The following is a 15,654-nucleotide window of genomic DNA, read 5'->3' as shown; positions in this document are numbered from 1 at the left end:
CTAAGGAGGTAATCCGCGGGCTGTAGCAATAAGCAGCCGGCTATAGGTATTAGTTGTGAATTGTAAAAGTTATGCTTATAGGATCGAGAGATGTCATCCTAAGGAAGGAGATAATTTAACAAATGTCATTAGAAATCGAACGTAAGTTTCTGCTCCGGGAGATTCCCCAAGCCTTGATCGAGGAAGGGCAGCTGCAACTGAAATCGGAGCATCGAATCGAACAGACCTATTTAGCGCTCGCTGGGGATCAGGAGCTGCGCGTGCGTAGGATCAGGGACTTGGCTACGGAGGAGATTACATATACCCATACCTTTAAGAAGGGGCATGGTTTGCTTCGGGAAGAAATAGAGTACGAAATTTCAAAAGAAATATATGAGCAGATCACTAGGATACACCAATCAGTTCCACTAACGAAGAATCGGGTAACGGCCGATTGGAGCGGACGAATCATTGAGATCGACCTATATGATCAAATTGATCTAATGGTGCTGGAGGTTGAGTTCTCATCTGAAGAGGAAGCAACCCAGTTCATTCCGCCGGTCTGGTTCGGTTTGGACATTAGCACGAATAAGGAATATAGCAATAAGAAAGTATGGAAAGAGCTGCAGGAGCGCACCGTGTGAGCTATTCTGGCCTACTGCAATTCAGTAATTGGCTGTTTTACTGGGCGAGTGGTTTGGTGACGGCTTTTTGTGAGTTAGTCAGTCACACCTCCATGGCCGTCTGGGCGATAGCATAATGGATTTTTGGTATTTAAAATATGCCGTTTTGCCTGGAGGGTAAATTTAACTGGATTTCGTGTCATTAATCGCGAAGAAAGAAAGCAAATAGGTAAATTTTATGTTTTTAAATACAAGAAATACATCTGTCTTCTCAATATGGCTGATCGTGGACAGATAAATACACGAAATCCAATTAAATTGGATAGTGAGAGGGATAGTGAGGGAATCGAGCAATAAATCCAGCTACTGATCTCGCTGAGAGAGCATAGACTTCAAAATTGGGTTTGCTCGTTAATAAGAGCCGTTGACCATGTGTTTAAGTTGATGGCTCCTGCTCAGATTCAAGGAATTCAAAATTTTGCACATCATCAAACAGGGTCTCTGTCTCCTCATCGGCAATGGACTGAATTTCATCAGCGCTTATGGTGATGACTGAGTATCCATCCTCCGATTGTTTGCGCAGGGCTCGCTGCTTTATAAACTTTGGACTGCCTTCGCCCATTTCTTCGTCATAGACGAGAAGAATTCCGTCCGTCTTTCGTAGTAGTAAATCATCTCTAGCTATAAATTGCCACTTGCCCTGATAGGGTTGATTGCTGACCGCTGCATAATAATCGATGTTGCGCAGCAAGTCTTCGTAATAGATTTTTTTCTCATCGCTCCATTTTTCTTCTGGATTGCTAAAGGCGGAAATGATAGAGCATTTCAACTGTGGATATTGTGCTTTGAGCGAGAGGGCGGTTTCGCACGCCCAGAGGTCAACGCCAAATTGCCCAGGAGTAATTATCCACTCTAATCCATCTTCCAGAAGAGGGATAAGCCTGTTCCGAATGGCTTGCTGTATATAGGGGATTCCTTCATGTTTGTTGTTGTATATGCCAAGCTCATGAGCGCGGTAGCCGGTAACGAATAAGTTTTTCACTGCTATACTCCTTAGCAATAATGCTTGATATAGAAAGAATAACTAATATAAATATAATAGAACATCCTCTTAAAGATAGCCACCTGAGGAAGAAGATAGCTCTAAAATCCTAGGCGTTTTATCCTGTAAATGTTAGAGAATGGGTCTATCTGCCTTATTGATTAATGGTGGAATTGCTTAATATGATTAGAGAGACTTACACATATTAGGAGGAAAACACCTTGAAGAAATTAACAGCATTATTGTTGGGGGCAGTATTACTAGTAGGCATCACGGCTTGCGGAAAGGAAAAAGAAGCAGCCAATGCTAGTGCGAACGTGAACACGCCAGCGCCAACGAACGCTAACGCAAGTGCCAACGAGGCGCCACCAGTTCAGGCTGAAGGCGGGATCCCTACAGTAGATGAGCTTATTACGAAATCCTCTGAAGCAAGCAAGGATTTGAAGAGCTTTAGGATGGACGCCGATATCGAACAGAAACTGACTATTTTGCAAGGCGATCAAGAAATGAAGCAAGATATTAATATTGCTATGACTATGGACGTTCAGCAGGACCCTATCGCCATCCATCAAGTGATGACGATGGATATGGGGGAAGCCGGCAAGACTGAAATTGAACAGTATGTTACGAACGATGGGATTTATACTTTAGCAGATGGTACATGGGTTAAGCTTCCAAATGAGATGATGGCAGATATGGTTGCTCAAATGGAGGCAGCTGCAAATCCAGAAGCTCAATTGGAGCAATTTAAAACTAGAAGATGGCGATGAGTACATATTGTCTGCTGACCTGTCAGGAGAAGGCCTTAAAGAACTGGCGAAAAACTTGATGAGTCAATCCGTGGGCGGCGCAGAAGAAATGGCTGCTATGATGGAAATGATGAATATCAAGAACCTCAAGATCAGCAACGCGATTAATAAAGAAACATATCTTCCATCGAAAGCCGAAGTGCACATGGAAATGGACATGGAAGTAGAAGGTCAATCCATAGCGATGACAATGGTCATGAAGAGCATAATTTCCAAGCAGAATGAAATGCAAGAAATCAAAGTTCCACAGGAAGTAATCGATAAAGCCGTTCAAAGCTAATTGTTGCTAAAGTGAGATAACTGCCAACGCTGAACCTCAGGGTTCGGCGTCTTTTTTGTGCTAACCTAGGTAGACGTGTGGCGAATTTAGAAAGGAATTGAGAGTGTTTAGTGTAGGCAAGTAATGATGCAAAAAAAAATGGCGCCTCTCCTTAAGAAGGGAGCGCCGCATTGACTGATTACCCGTGAATGGCAAGGATCGTAAATGTAGTATAGAAAAGAGTGTAAAATGTACCTAACGCGATAAAACAAGCAAAGACGTTACTTTCATTTTTATACTCTGTTTTTGGTTTTTCCATGTGTATCAGCTCCTTATCTTTGCTGAAATCATGACTTGTGAACAAATTGTGTCTTATATATTACATATTATCGAACATTATGTGTCAGAAATCAAACATTATTTATATTATTATTGACAAATAATTATTTAGCACAAAAAACACAGTACCGATACAGTAAGATCAGGACTGTGTTTGAGTTTTTTTATAATTGTGGAAAATCAATCATGTAGTCTGGCGAGGAAGACATCCGGATTAAGGGACAAAGCCTTCTTCACGCAAATAATCCTCCGCCTCCTCACGAGTTTCAAAAACCATTTCAATACTGGAGCCAGCATATATGTACCATAAGTCCTCTTCTTCCAGCTTCAACAGCAGAGAATCACCATTCGAGTCATGCCAGAGCTCTTCACCAGTCTTGCTGGGCGTTACAGTGACTGTAGATGCTGAGGCGGGCGACTCTCTGCGGACGGTTTCGGCGTTGCTAAGCGCTGATACAGAGGGGGCCGCCAAGATCGTGTTGGGAGACGATAAGGAGTCCATGGACTGCTGAATGATTTCGCGAAGCCGGGCTTCAGAAAAATTGCGAATATTAACATAGCCTTTCGCGTTCACGTCAGAGCGATCCATTAGCCCGACATAAACAAAACCATTGCCATTTGGATGCAAATGATAACCGACCGTTTTTTTGTCATGAATGCTGTCCTCATAGTGGAAATTAACGCGTCCAAGTGATACATCCCTGCGCTCGAGCTGAGGGAACGATTCAAAGACATGAAGTTTTTGTTGGAACGTGAGCATGTACAGCCTCCCAAGTTACGCATATTTTCATTGTGCCGTGATTATATCATAATCTAATAAGAAAGTTACCTGCGGGGGCAGGTCTAACGAAAAAAAGAAACCGTCGGTAAGACGGTTCCTAGTTATCAACAAGCTGATGATGCTCCGCGGCCACAGATGTTATTGGGTTCGCCTATAGGGTTAGGCATCCGGGGGCATCGGCTGATCTTCGACTTGTTTTTTCTGATAGAGTATTCTTGAAGTAAATATGCCTGCCAAGCCTAGAGAGATGAACAAGATGGCCCGTACGCCAATAGACACCCAAGGCAGGTCAATAATAATAACTTTCAGCAGGATGACGAATAGGAAGATAACTCCTGCGAGTCTAACGCGAGATCTGTTCGTGACGAGTCCGAATAGGATTAAACCGGCTGCGTACAGGATCCATGCTCCAGATAAGCTCAGATGATAAATATCACTGCTTAATGATTTGGTTATGACATGGGCGATTTGCGTCAGGAAAATGAGGCCGAGCACGGCTTCAGCCCAGTTAAAGACGTCCCAGAGAGAAAGCACCCACTTGGGTTCTTGCTGTTTTTTTGCAATAAAATAAGGAATCGGAAAGCTGATTAACAGTAAGATCCAGGCCAGTGTCTCTGTGGAAAAAAACGCAGGGATTAAGCTGAATAAAGTTAGAAAAGCACTGAACAAATATAAGGTAATGCCGACAATTTGTTGTATTAAGCTTCTTAGCTTGATGCCGAGGATGAACGACAACAAGCCTAACACGAGCAGTACGCTGATCCTATAATCATTGCTTACGCTGTCGACTATAAATACTACCCAGCCATAGGTAGCGATAGAGGCGAATAGTTCGCTCAATTGTTTTTGTTTGTAACTGATGACGGTTGCAATGCTATATAGAATAGATAATAGAGCAATAACGATTGTAAACGTATAGCTACTATCAGAGCCGTAAAGCTCGATCAACCAAAGAGAAAGCAGGAAAAAACCGATTGGGAGCAGGATCATCTGATCCAGCTTATGGCGATACTGTCGAGTTACGGTAATGCCAAATAACACCAGATGCTGTAATAGTACGGTTGCCAGGTAGAGCCAATTGTTCTTGAGATAATACCCTTGCACATACAAAATCAAGAGCGGTACATGCAGAACCGCAATGGCAACGATATAGGCCCCACGAAAGTTGAAGCGGGCGGACACCAGGATCATAGCAATTGAAAAGACGGCCTCGTACAATATGAATATCCACGGGTCAGCCGGGGATTTAGCGAGGAACGGGATCAGGTAGCCTGATAACATAGCAATGATAATCAACGTTTGGGAACGATGATGAACCGCTATAAATACGCCGAAGGCGATGGACATGATATACAGAACAAAAGCAATGCCAAGCGGTAATAAGTCATAGAGCATATGTGCGGCAAAAAGAGTTAACACCAGCACCGCGTTTGCTCCGCCCAGAACGACCTGCCCCAGAGCCTCTCGCTGCGCGCGAACTTGCTTGTCTCCAAACCAGTACATTGCTGCGGCCAATACAACCCCTAACAAGCAGCGAACTGGTTCGTTTAGATATCCGGCATTTACGGCCGCCATGAACAACCACAATACGCCAAACAATAATACGACGATGAATACGCGCGGCAGCCATACCCGTGAAAGCGTATATTCCCAATCCCGGGATGAGCTTGGCTTCGACGGCGGCCTCATATGAGAGGCAGAGTGGCTGGAGCCTGGCTGCTGGACGTAGGATTGCCCTTCCATTGATTGCTCTTGCGTGTTCCACATCGGCTGCCCGTGTGGCTGCCGGAATTGCTGCTGGGCCTCGCTCTGCATCCCTTGGTATGGATCAGCCTGTTGTTGCTGATTATGCTGCTGCCCGTCTTGTGCGTTCCATATCGGCTGTCCTTGTGGCTGCCGGAATTGCTGCTGATCCTCACTATGTATCCCTTGATATGGATTAGCCTGTTGTTGCTGATTGTGCTGCCCGTCTTGGGAGATCAAATTTGGTGGGTCGGACGCCTGCCCCTGCGGCTGCCCCTGTTGCTGCACATCTTGCATGCGAGCTTGGGCAGAATGTTGAGCCTTTCTCATCTCAGATGATTCTGATTCTGGATCTGAAGATTTTGTAGAGAGTTCATTGTCACTTTTTAGTTCATGCAGTTTTTGGGTTAGCTTGCGTAACTCTTCCTCCAGTTCAATAATCTTTTTGTCTCTATCCAAGTTTGAATCACCTCTTTTTTTCTTAGAATGTTATACGCTGCTAGAAGCAAGGTTTGATAAATTGACGATACCGAATGGTTGCATAACGTTCAAGTCCATAAATTGGAAGGTGAGTGCTTGCCTTCTATAAATTACCTTTAGTAAATATAATCCGAACGGAGAAGTTAGAAAAAGGTGCTGAATTGAAGATTGGGAAATGTCACAAAATTGCCATTGAGTGTAATGGAGTGAATGCTTACTCGTATTTATTTTGTGAAAATTAAGGACAACCCCTCTTCTAGACACCAATTGTGTGGTAATATGTATAGTTGAGCCCTAAATAGGGCGTTATCCGGTAGTGCTATGTTGATCCGACGCAAAGGGAGTACAAAGGAAACAAGGAACTGAAAGAGGAGAACTGAACTTGGAAGATTACAATGAAATGCTTGAACAAATGAATATCCAGCATGCGATTATTGGGGATGTGACGACAAGCCTGCATGACATTCTTCAAGACCTGACAAAGGTTCGTTTGTCTTCGCTTGCTTCCGCCTGCAATTTGCCTGGACGTTCCAAGATGAAAAAGCAGGAGCTAATAGAGGCGCTGACAGCCCACATGACCGATGTAGAGCATCTGCAATCCGCTCTGCTGATTACTAGTAGTCTGGAGTGGCAATTGTTCGAATCGCTTCTTCGTCAACCTGTTCTGCAGAACAATTTTATTTCAATTGGGCACTACTGGTATTTAATGAACCGTGGGCTCGTATTTACTTACTTCAGCGAAGGTCAGCTTTACATCGTCATGCCGGATGAGATTAAAGAAGCTTACTTTAAGCTGGATCACGAGAAATATCATCACCAACGAGCAGGTGTAGAGCTCGTTCATGAGTATATATTAGCAACGACGCACTTATACGGAGCCATTGAGCCGGAGAAGTTCATTGAAATTTATAATGCGCAGAACAGCGAGCAGCTCGATCAAAAGCGGTTCTTAAGGATGTTCGCAGACTTAACGAGCAGAGAACAGGCTTATACGTTGGAGAGCGGCTACATCGTTGACGGATATTTAACCCTGGAGGAATCGCAAGAGGAGCTTAAGGCACTACTGCTGCAAATTAAAGACAAGCCGCTCTTCATTCCGAAGCGGGAAGAACTGCTAAAATATGCTGACGAAGATTATTTTGAGATGACGCCGCAGTTGACGAAGCTGAGGGCGTATGTAATGAAGGAAATTTCCCGTGATGCAGAAATGGTCGACCATCTCATCGACGATATTCAGCTAGCCTGCACAATGCAAGCGACATCGGGAGACCTGATTCGTGAGTTTGAGAGAAGAGAGCTAACGTTCCAGAGTATGGAGCAAGCGGACATTGTGGTCGCTCTCATGAACGATGTCTATAACCATACAAGACAGTGGATTCACAGAGGTCATACTCCATTCGAAATGAGTCAAATTGCCGGCAATGTGGAGTTGAGAGCAGCGCATCGTCAGCTAAGCCCCTTGAATAAAAGTCAGGTGTCCGTCACCAAAATTGGCCGTAACGAGCCATGCCCATGCGGCAGCGGGTTCAAGTATAAAAGATGCTGCGGCAAATAATCTTATGATTGCAATTGAAATATCAATAATTTGACAACTCTTGCAAAGACAGATACAGTTAGTAGTGAAAATGAATAGGAAGTCCACTAGGGGAGCTGTTAGCGGCTGAGACAAGATCTTATCTTGGACCCTTTGAACCTGATCTAGTTCGTACTAGCGTAGGAAAGTGGAGTCGGATTCCATGCCTGACACTTATTTATTCTGTTATCTGTGTTAAGGTGACGTTGATGAAGCCGCTCCATATATGGAGCGGCTTTTTTGGTATTTGTTTCCTGTTTGGCAAACGAGTTAAGCTTGCCTGGCAGATACTTTTTCCTGGGTCATCCCTAATGGCTTCCTGATCATGTTCACATTATTTTCGGAGGTGGAGAACGATGAGCTTTACGCAGGAGCTCCGTCAGAAGGCGGATGGTATTTTTCAGGCTATTTTTGAACACCCTTTTGTAAAAGGAATCGCTAACGGCGATTTACAGAAGGAGCAGTTAATTCATTATGTCAAACAGGATCATGAGTATCTTACGGCGTTTATGCGGATTTATGGTATAGCTATATCCAAAAGTTCGGATCGGGCTGAGATTGAAATGTTCAACCAGCAAATTTCCTTTATTCTGAACAGTGAAGTCCACCCACATAATAACTTCTGTGCGGTTGCCGGGGTTACTTATGAAGAAATGCAGGGCTTTGCGCTGGCTCCGGGGGCACATCATTATATCCGTCATATGCTGACCGTTGCGCATGAAGGGAGTCTAGCGGAAATTATGGCGGTGCTGCTGCCGTGTCCGTGGACTTACTTGGAGATTGGCGAGAAGCTAATGAAAGAAGTACAGCCGACTGAAGCTCATCCATTCTATGAGTGGATCCATTTCTATGCGACGCGAACGAATACGACGGCCAAGTTCTGCGAGCGTCTGGACAAGTGGGCGGAAATCACGACTGAGCTTGAGCGCCGCAAGATGACAGAACATTACTTGCTTAGCTGTCAGCTAGAATACATGTTCTGGGATATGGCTTATAATGTGCAGAATTGGCCAGCTCCGATGCAGTCTGTGGGATATACGCTGTAATCTGACTTATCGATTCTTTTTCTATAATTAATATAAAAAGTGAGGCAGGTTCATAATGAGTATGGTCGAACATGATATTACTGCTCTTATTACGAAGGTGCAAAGAGTTAAACCGCTTATTCATAATATAACGAATGTTGTCGTTACCAATTTTACCGCGAACGGGCTGTACGCGTTGGGCGCGTCACCCGTTATGGCCTACGCTCCGGAAGAAGTCGCGGATATGGCCAGAATTGCCGGGGCACTTGTGCTTAATATTGGCACCTTATCGACTGCGCATGTAGAGTCGATGATCATGGCTGGCTTATCTGCGAACGAGCATGGCGTACCTGTGCTGCTGGACCCGGTTGGCGTGGGAGCGACGCAGTTCCGCACAGAGTCTGCACTGCGAATTCTCCGCGAGGTGAAGGTATCGCTGGTGCGGGGGAATGCGGCGGAGATTGCCAATCTCATCGGCGAGGTGCGTGAGATCAAAGGTGTTGATGCGGGAGCCGGGGCTGACAATGAGAACGTCCAGCTTGGACTGCGGGCAGCCCGCAAGCTGAATGCGGTCGTCGCCATTACCGGAAAGGAAGATGTCATTACGGATGGCAGCCGATGCCGGATAATCAGCGGGGGAGACGCGCTGCTTACTCAGGTGACGGGGGCTGGCTGCTTGCTGACATCGGTGCTGGGCGCTTTTGTTGCGGTGGAGAAGGATCTGCTGCTGGCGGGCACGGCTGGGCTGGCCTTCTACGGGGCAGCCGCCTCTCGCGCGGCTGAGCGCACAGCCGCTATCGGCCCTGGCAGCTTCCAGATTGCCTTCCTGGATGAGCTGGCCAAGCTGCATCCACATTCGCTCAAGGGACACGGGGCTGTGCGTGAAATAGAGGTGTCCGCCACAGGGGAGGCGTTGACATGAGTATAGCCAGAGCGCTTACAATTGCTGGTTCGGATAGCGGTGGTGGAGCGGGCATACAGGCTGACCTCAAGACGTTCCAGGAGCTGGATGTCTTCGGTATGTCGGCGATTACAGCGATCACGGTGCAGAATACGCTGGGGGTTCAGGGGGTATATCCACTGCCCCCGGAAGCCACCGCAGAGCAAATCGATGCGGTCGGCACCGATCTTGGCGTCGACGCGCTAAAGACGGGGATGCTGTTCAGTGCCGATATTATTGAGGCGGTGGCTGGCCGCATTCGGGAGCATGGCTGGCGCAACGTCGTCGTCGATCCAGTAATGATCGCCAAAGGCGGAGCGGATTTGCTGCTGCCGGAGGCTGTGAAGGCCCTGAAAGAGCAACTGCTTCCGCTGGCGCTCATCGTCACGCCGAACATCCCGGAGGCCGAGGCATTGGCCGGAATGAGCATCCGTTCGATGGAGGATCGGCGCGAGGCTGCTAAACGTATTTGCGCTTACGGCCCGGCGGTGGCCATCGTTAAGGGGGGACATGATGAAGGCGTCGATCAGGTCGTTGACCTGCTCTATGATGGCGCCTCGTTCACGGAGCTTGCAGACCGCCGGATTCAAACCGTGCATACGCACGGAACGGGCTGTACCTATTCCGCCGCGATTGCTGCCGGACTAGCAAAGGGGCTGCCTGTGCTGGAGGCGGTGCAAGAAGCGCGAGCATATATTCAGGCGGCGATCGAGGATAGCCTGGAGCTGGGCGGGGGGCATGGTCCGACGAACCACTGGGCTTACCGCCGCAGAAGGGAGCAGAGCAAATGAGCGGCAGCATCTCTCCTGAGCAAATGCGCCAATATTTGCGGATGTATTTAGTCATCGGCAGCGTGAACTGCCGAGAGAAGCCGCTTTGCGTTGTGGAGGAAGCGTTGCGCGGAGGCGCAACGATGATCCAGTTCCGCGAGAAGGGACCGGGCGCGTTGACCGGGGAGGCCAAGCTTGCGCTTGCACTGGAGCTGCAAGCGGCGTGCCGACGCGCCGGGGTGCCGTTCATCGTCAACGATGACGTGGAATTGGCCGCCCGGATCGGGGCGGATGGCGTTCATGTGGGTCAGGACGATGAATCTGCGGCTGCGGTCCGCAAACGGATTGGCAACCGAATCCTTGGCGTATCCGCGCATACGGTAAAGGAAGCGCGGACGGCATTAGCTCATGGGGCCGACTATATTGGCGTCGGCCCAATCTATCCGACCCTCTCCAAGGATGATGCGCGCCCGGTGCAGGGCACCAGGATGATCCAAGAAATGCGTGAGCAAGGGATCAAACTACCGATCGTTGGAATTGGAGGGATTACGACCTCGCGTGCCGCTGAAGTGGTTCGAGCAGGCGCGGACGGTGTCGCTGTCATCTCGGCAGTCACCCAGTCGGATAACGTGCGTGAAGCTGTACAGTCCTTCGTCAATCAGATGGTTCAGTAGTAAAAAAGGTTCAGAAGTGAAAAGGTTATAGATAGCCGGAAACAGGCCGCAGATTCGTAGGAATCTGCGGCCTGTCTGTATTGACTCGTTATTTGGGAGTGCGGATTGTAACAATTATTTGAATCGATATTGGAATCTCAGAGGTCATCAGGTGCGATATTCAGGAGTTAAGTCTTAGAAACAAAAACTGGAAAAACACGTTTAATCTTTTAACCAGTATAAACTGGAGTAATGATTTGATGCATGTGCGCATAAATTGTATAAACAGATGCCCTTTTTTTCGGTACAACCATTTACAGGTATCCTATGACATTTTTTCAGATTAGGAAGATTACAGACAAGATGAAGGGAAAGAAGCAACCTAACTGGAGCGATGCTGGATAGGGATTGCTTCCCGTGTAGCGGATGATCCGTAGGTTAAACTCTGATTCATGTACCGTTTGACTCATTTAGTTTTTGCGTCAGCTTGATCTGCAGTTTTTGTAGCTTCCGTGCGAGATTCTATACTTTTTACCTGCTGGCTTAAGAGATGGATTGTGGCGTCCATTTTATCCAATTTTTCGCCCATGGTTTGCAGCACATATTTGATCAGAATAAAGCTTAGAGTAACCGGAAAACCAACGTTTGTAATCAGTGTGACCATATCAGCAACCTGCATCACCGCTCTCTCCTTTCTCTTAAATGTCCTTTCACTATATAGAGAAAATAAAGAGGGGGATTTACAACCATCATACTAGAAAAAAATGTTATAATTTCAATAAATAAACTTATTATTCGGTTGTGAAGTTTATAATCATTTTTCCCTATAGGTAGAAGATGATATTGAAAGGGGGAGGTAGCTTTGGAACAACAACAAACCGTGTACGAGCAATACCGGAAAGAAGTCTATCGGATCGCCTGGCGGATTCAGTACCGAGCAAAAGTCGTGCGGAAGCGGGAGTGTTCGTTTGGTGGAATGGAACCTGCCACAACCAGTTTCGCCTCATCTTCTGATAACAAAATCGTTGTAAGACAGCTGATCAATGCCCTCCCGTCGGATACGGGCAGATCTATTATCTTCAAAATCTATATTCAAGACAAGACAGAGCAGGAGGTTGCCCGTGAGTTGAACATGAGTCAGCAAGGGGTGAACAAATGGAAACGAAAGATGATCAAAGAATTGTCCCGGATGATGAGTTCCTGAACCTGCTGTACAAAGCGAGGCAGAATGATGTTGAATCCACACTGAAGCTAATCGAGCTCTATAAAGGGGACATTCTCAGGGTAAGCAAGTTTATTCACACGTCGGAGGAAGATGCCGTTTCGGATATAATTTTAGAGTTTTTAGAGTTGATCAAGACGCATAAAGAATAAGGCAGCTCCCATGGAATATGGGAGGTTGCCTTTTTTTCTTGCAGGGCCATAGAAAATTTATAAGAAATAAATCGGTTGTTAATTAAGCAGCGGATTTACCCTTATTATTGGGATCGTTAAAGCTGGCGGCTCTCACAGGAATTATAGTTCCTAATCAAGATAAACCGGCAGCTTCCCTTCGCCATTGGGAGGGGGTGACGCCCTTATATTGCTTAAACAGCTTGGTAAAATAATTCGGATTGCCGCAGCCGATCTGCCCGGCGATTTCCGTTACCGTAAGGTCGCTGCTGCTCAGCAGCTTCATTGCCTCGTTGATGCGAATAAAGTTTACGTATTCAATGAGCGTGGAGCCGGTCGTTTTCTTGAATATTTTACAGAAGTGATATGGGTTTAGATTCATCATTGCCGCTGCGTCGGAGACGGTAATCGGTTCGGCATAATGTGTATCGATATGCCGCAGCAGCTTCTTAAAGCGATCCGCATTACGCTTATGGGACAGAGTCGCCCGCCCTTGCTGCTCGTCCGGCATGAAACGGCGGGATAACAGCGTCAGCAGCATGTAGAGCTGGCTTTTGATTATAAGCTCATAACCGGGTTGTTTGCCTTCGAATTCTTGTATCAATTCCTCCAAAATATGCTTATACTGCAGATTTAAAGCATCGGTATGAGTTAATTGAATGGGAAACAGCAGCCCGCCATCCAGGTATGGTGTGATAAAAAGCGTATGCTTTGGATCGGGAGTTTTCCCCTGACTGAGTAATGCCGCATTAAACACAAGGGCATAATATTCCAGCGGACCTTCGCCAGCGCAGTACCCTGCATGCAATGCCCCCGATGGTACGATGATGATGTCGCCGGACTCCGCTTCATAGGGCTTGCTGTCGATATAAAAAACGGCTCTTCCTTCCACCATTAGCAGGATTTCGAAATGGTCATGCCAATGCAAATAGAATGAAGGAGTGTCTTTCTGCGGCTGTGTCTGGCGAAGGCGAAATAGATTAAAGGGATAGGACGGATCATTAAAATATGTATGCTCTCGCAACTCTTGAGGATGTGTCATGTGCAAGCAGCTCCTTAACCGCAATATAAAACCAAAAAAGCACAAGATTGTATAGAGATATATTCCATCATGCATTATACAATGGGCTTATGCTTCACAATATACTCAATATAGGAGTGGTTGGCAAATGCAACACGACAATCATTTTTTACGTATAGGCACGTTGGTTGGCGGGCAGGATGCGGTGCGGGTTATTCCGCAAATTTTACCTCATGGCTTTGAGTCCTTCAGTCTGACCTTCTGGCAGACGACTGGAGGCATTGATTTGGCTGAGCTTGCTAAGCAGGTTCGCGAAATGGTCGATGAGCAGGGCGTGGTCATTTCCAGTATTGGGGTATTCGGTAACCCGCTGACTGGGGAAGGGGACAATGCTGATACATTGGCCAGCTGGGAGCGGGCGATCGATCACGCGCATTTATTCGGGACGGATATTGTAAGCGGGTTTACCGGCCGTTTGACGGATCGTCCGATCGATGAATCGCTGCCTCGGTTCAAGGAAGTGTTTGGGGAGCTCGCCAAGCGTGCGGCGGATCGCGGCGTTCGAATCGCGTTCGAGAACTGCGATATGGGCGGTACCTGGTGGAAGGGAGATTGGAATATTGCTCATAATCCACAGGCTTGGGAGAGGATGTTCAATGAAGTTCCAGCCGATAATCTCGGCTTGGAATGGGAGCCCTGCCATCAAATGGTTAGTCTGATCGATCCGATCCCACAGCTGCGGAAATGGGTCGATAAGGTGTTTCATGTTCATGGCAAGGATGCGACGATCGCTTGGGATATCGTTAAAGAATACGGTATTCACGGTCCGAAGGAATTCGTCTGGCACCGCACGCCGGGATTCGGCGATACAAATTGGACGGATATTATTACGATTTTACGTCAAGCCGGTTATAAAGGTACGATCGATATCGAGGGCTGGCATGACCCGGTCTATCGTGATGAGTTGGAAATGACCGGGCAGGTACATGCATTGAATTACTTGAAGCAGTGCCGGGGCGGAGCGTTCGTGCCGAATCCGGTATAAGGGTAGACAGAGCAGTTCCTTTACTTTGGGATCATTGGTTTATAGGTGGTGGGGAGAATGACTATGCAGCATCGGCTTGTGGTCGCTGGCTGTGGCGGGATGTCGAACGTGTGGATCAAGGAGCTACTGAAGCGGAACGACGTCGTTATTGTCGGGCTTGTTGATGTTTATATTAGCCAAGCAGAGAAGATCAGGGAAGTATACGGGCTGGAATGCGGTGTATATACGGGGCTTAGTCAGGCCATTACCGATACAGATGCGGATTTGGTGATCGACGTGACGGTTCCGGATAGCCATTATGAGATTAGTACGACCGCCATGAGGCAGGGTTGCCACGTGTTTGGCGAGAAGCCGATGGCGGCCACAATGGAACAAGCCAGGAAAATTATCGAGGTGTCGGATGCCACAGGACAATCGTTGTCAGTGATGCAGAACCGCAGATATGATGCGAATATTCGTGCACTCCGGGAACTGCTTGTGTCCGGTAAAATCGGCAGAGTCGGTATGATTAATGCAGACTTTTTTCTTGGACCGCATTTCGGCGGGTTTCGTGATGTGATGGAGAGTCCGCTGATTCTCGATATGGCGATCCATACCTTCGACCAAGCCCGGTTTATCATAGATGCCGATCCGGTGTCGGTCTACTGCCATGAATTTAATCCTCCGGGATCATGGTACCAAGGGAATGCTTCCGCTGTCTGCATCTTTGAAATGTCTGATGGCTCCGTATTCAGCTATCGCGGCTCCTGGTGCGCGGAAGGTGCTCCGACATCATGGGAGGCGAATTGGCGGATCGTGGGCGAGAAGGGAACAGCCATTTGGGACGGGATTCATGCGCCTTATGCGGAAGTGCTGGTGAATGGGGTGGCGGCTGACGCAGATGCGGAGAAGAAGTTCATCCGTGATACGGTGCGGATTGAAGCGCCTATGAATTGGAATGGCAAACTGGGCCATGAAGGGTGCTTGGACGAAATGTTCCTGGCCCTCAAGGAGGGCCGGGCGGCCGAGACCGACAGTCGTGATAATATCCACAGCATGGCCATGGTGCTTGGGGCGATCGAGAGCGCGAAGAACGGTCAGAAGATCATGCTAGGATAAGAGGTAAGCGATAGGGAGTAAGGTTACAGATACAGAAACAGAAACAGAAACAGATACGAATACAGATCGGATGCGGTCTAAG

17 protein-coding genes and 1 riboswitch are annotated in these 15,654 nt (G+C 47.4%); of the genes, 12 read left to right on the top strand and 5 right to left on the bottom strand.

Annotation, left to right across the window (positions count from 1 at the left end; translation table 11 throughout):
* Positions 1-122 precede the first annotated feature (122 nt).
* The gene (locus EIM92_RS21835; RefSeq protein WP_125084645.1) at positions 123-623 is read left to right on the top strand and encodes a CYTH domain-containing protein; all 501 of its coding nucleotides are present in this window, start codon (positions 123-125) and stop codon (positions 621-623) included.
* 415 nt (positions 624-1,038) lie between these two features.
* Here EIM92_RS21835 and EIM92_RS21830 read toward each other — a convergent pair whose 3' ends face one another.
* Entirely contained in the window at positions 1,039-1,644 is a 606-nt protein-coding gene (locus EIM92_RS21830; RefSeq protein WP_125084644.1) for an SLOG family protein, read from the bottom strand.
* A 221-nt stretch (positions 1,645-1,865) separates the two neighbouring features.
* Here EIM92_RS21830 and EIM92_RS24410 point away from each other — a divergent pair, with 221 nt between their 5' ends.
* Both EIM92_RS24410 and EIM92_RS24405 read left to right on the top strand, forming a co-directional pair.
* Complete coding sequence (locus EIM92_RS24410) at positions 1,866-2,414, top strand: DUF6612 family protein (RefSeq protein ID WP_246021116.1); 549 nt, start codon at positions 1,866-1,868, stop codon at positions 2,412-2,414.
* Complete coding sequence (locus tag EIM92_RS24405; RefSeq protein WP_246021115.1) at positions 2,344-2,733, top strand: DUF6612 family protein; 390 nt, start codon at positions 2,344-2,346, stop codon at positions 2,731-2,733. Before EIM92_RS24410 ends, EIM92_RS24405 begins: the two co-directional genes overlap by 71 nt.
* A 532-nt stretch (positions 2,734-3,265) precedes the next feature.
* On the opposite strand, the gene EIM92_RS21820 is transcribed toward EIM92_RS24405, so the two are convergent.
* Entirely contained in the window at positions 3,266-3,811 is a 546-nt protein-coding gene (locus tag EIM92_RS21820) for a hypothetical protein (protein WP_125084643.1), read from the bottom strand.
* A gap of 180 nt (positions 3,812-3,991) precedes the next feature.
* On the bottom strand, positions 3,992-6,034 hold the full coding sequence (locus EIM92_RS21815) for a DUF2339 domain-containing protein (RefSeq protein ID WP_125084642.1): 2,043 nt from the start codon (positions 6,032-6,034) through the stop codon (positions 3,992-3,994).
* 403 nt (positions 6,035-6,437) lie between these two features.
* Here EIM92_RS21815 and EIM92_RS21810 point away from each other — a divergent pair, with 403 nt between their 5' ends.
* The 5 genes from EIM92_RS21810 (at position 6,438) to thiE (ending at position 11,037) form a co-directional block, all read left to right on the top strand.
* A complete protein-coding gene (locus EIM92_RS21810; protein WP_125084641.1) occupies positions 6,438-7,610 on the top strand; it encodes a Rho termination factor N-terminal domain-containing protein in 1,173 nt (390 codons plus the stop codon).
* Between the two features lie 78 nt (positions 7,611-7,688).
* A riboswitch (TPP riboswitch) is annotated at positions 7,689-7,792 on the top strand.
* Positions 7,793-7,984: 192 nt separating this feature from the next.
* Positions 7,985-8,674, top strand: a complete 690-nt coding sequence (tenA, locus tag EIM92_RS21805; RefSeq protein WP_125084640.1) for a thiaminase II — start codon at positions 7,985-7,987, stop codon at positions 8,672-8,674.
* 55 nt (positions 8,675-8,729) lie between these two features.
* Entirely contained in the window at positions 8,730-9,575 is an 846-nt protein-coding gene (gene thiM / locus EIM92_RS21800) for a hydroxyethylthiazole kinase (RefSeq protein WP_125084639.1), read from the top strand.
* Positions 9,572-10,384: a bifunctional hydroxymethylpyrimidine kinase/phosphomethylpyrimidine kinase gene (gene thiD / locus EIM92_RS21795; RefSeq protein ID WP_125084638.1), complete on the top strand. Its 813-nt coding sequence runs from the start codon at positions 9,572-9,574 to the stop codon at positions 10,382-10,384. Before thiM ends, thiD begins: the two co-directional genes overlap by 4 nt.
* The gene (gene thiE, locus EIM92_RS21790) at positions 10,381-11,037 is read left to right on the top strand and encodes a thiamine phosphate synthase (protein WP_125084637.1); all 657 of its coding nucleotides are present in this window, start codon (positions 10,381-10,383) and stop codon (positions 11,035-11,037) included. Before thiD ends, thiE begins: the two co-directional genes overlap by 4 nt.
* 445 nt (positions 11,038-11,482) lie before the next feature.
* Here the strand turns inward: thiE and EIM92_RS21785 are convergent, their stop codons facing one another.
* Positions 11,483-11,695, bottom strand: a complete 213-nt coding sequence (locus tag EIM92_RS21785; protein ID WP_125084636.1) for a hypothetical protein — start codon at positions 11,693-11,695, stop codon at positions 11,483-11,485.
* Positions 11,696-11,878: 183 nt separating this feature from the next.
* Here EIM92_RS21785 and EIM92_RS21780 point away from each other — a divergent pair, with 183 nt between their 5' ends.
* Both EIM92_RS21780 and EIM92_RS21775 read left to right on the top strand, forming a co-directional pair.
* The gene (locus EIM92_RS21780) at positions 11,879-12,220 is read left to right on the top strand and encodes a DUF1492 domain-containing protein (RefSeq protein ID WP_110933963.1); all 342 of its coding nucleotides are present in this window, start codon (positions 11,879-11,881) and stop codon (positions 12,218-12,220) included.
* Entirely contained in the window at positions 12,172-12,390 is a 219-nt protein-coding gene (locus EIM92_RS21775) for a hypothetical protein (RefSeq protein ID WP_125084635.1), read from the top strand. The genes EIM92_RS21780 and EIM92_RS21775 overlap by 49 nt, the downstream gene beginning before the upstream one ends.
* 154 nt (positions 12,391-12,544) lie before the next feature.
* Here EIM92_RS21775 and EIM92_RS21770 read toward each other — a convergent pair whose 3' ends face one another.
* On the bottom strand, positions 12,545-13,450 hold the full coding sequence (locus EIM92_RS21770) for an AraC family transcriptional regulator (protein WP_125084634.1): 906 nt from the start codon (positions 13,448-13,450) through the stop codon (positions 12,545-12,547).
* A 127-nt stretch (positions 13,451-13,577) separates the two neighbouring features.
* Between EIM92_RS21770 and EIM92_RS21765 the strand changes: the two genes are divergently transcribed.
* Together EIM92_RS21765 and EIM92_RS21760 are read left to right on the top strand one after the other, a co-directional pair.
* Entirely contained in the window at positions 13,578-14,474 is an 897-nt protein-coding gene (locus tag EIM92_RS21765) for a sugar phosphate isomerase/epimerase family protein (RefSeq protein WP_125084633.1), read from the top strand.
* Between the two features lie 57 nt (positions 14,475-14,531).
* A complete protein-coding gene (locus EIM92_RS21760) occupies positions 14,532-15,572 on the top strand; it encodes a Gfo/Idh/MocA family protein (protein ID WP_125084632.1) in 1,041 nt (346 codons plus the stop codon).
* Positions 15,573-15,654: the final 82 nt, after the last annotated feature.

Origin of the sequence: Paenibacillus lentus (genome assembly GCF_003931855.1) — a bacterium.
GTDB lineage: Bacteria > Bacillota > Bacilli > Paenibacillales > Paenibacillaceae > Fontibacillus > Fontibacillus lentus.
This window is presented reverse-complemented; position numbering and strand designations above follow the sequence as displayed.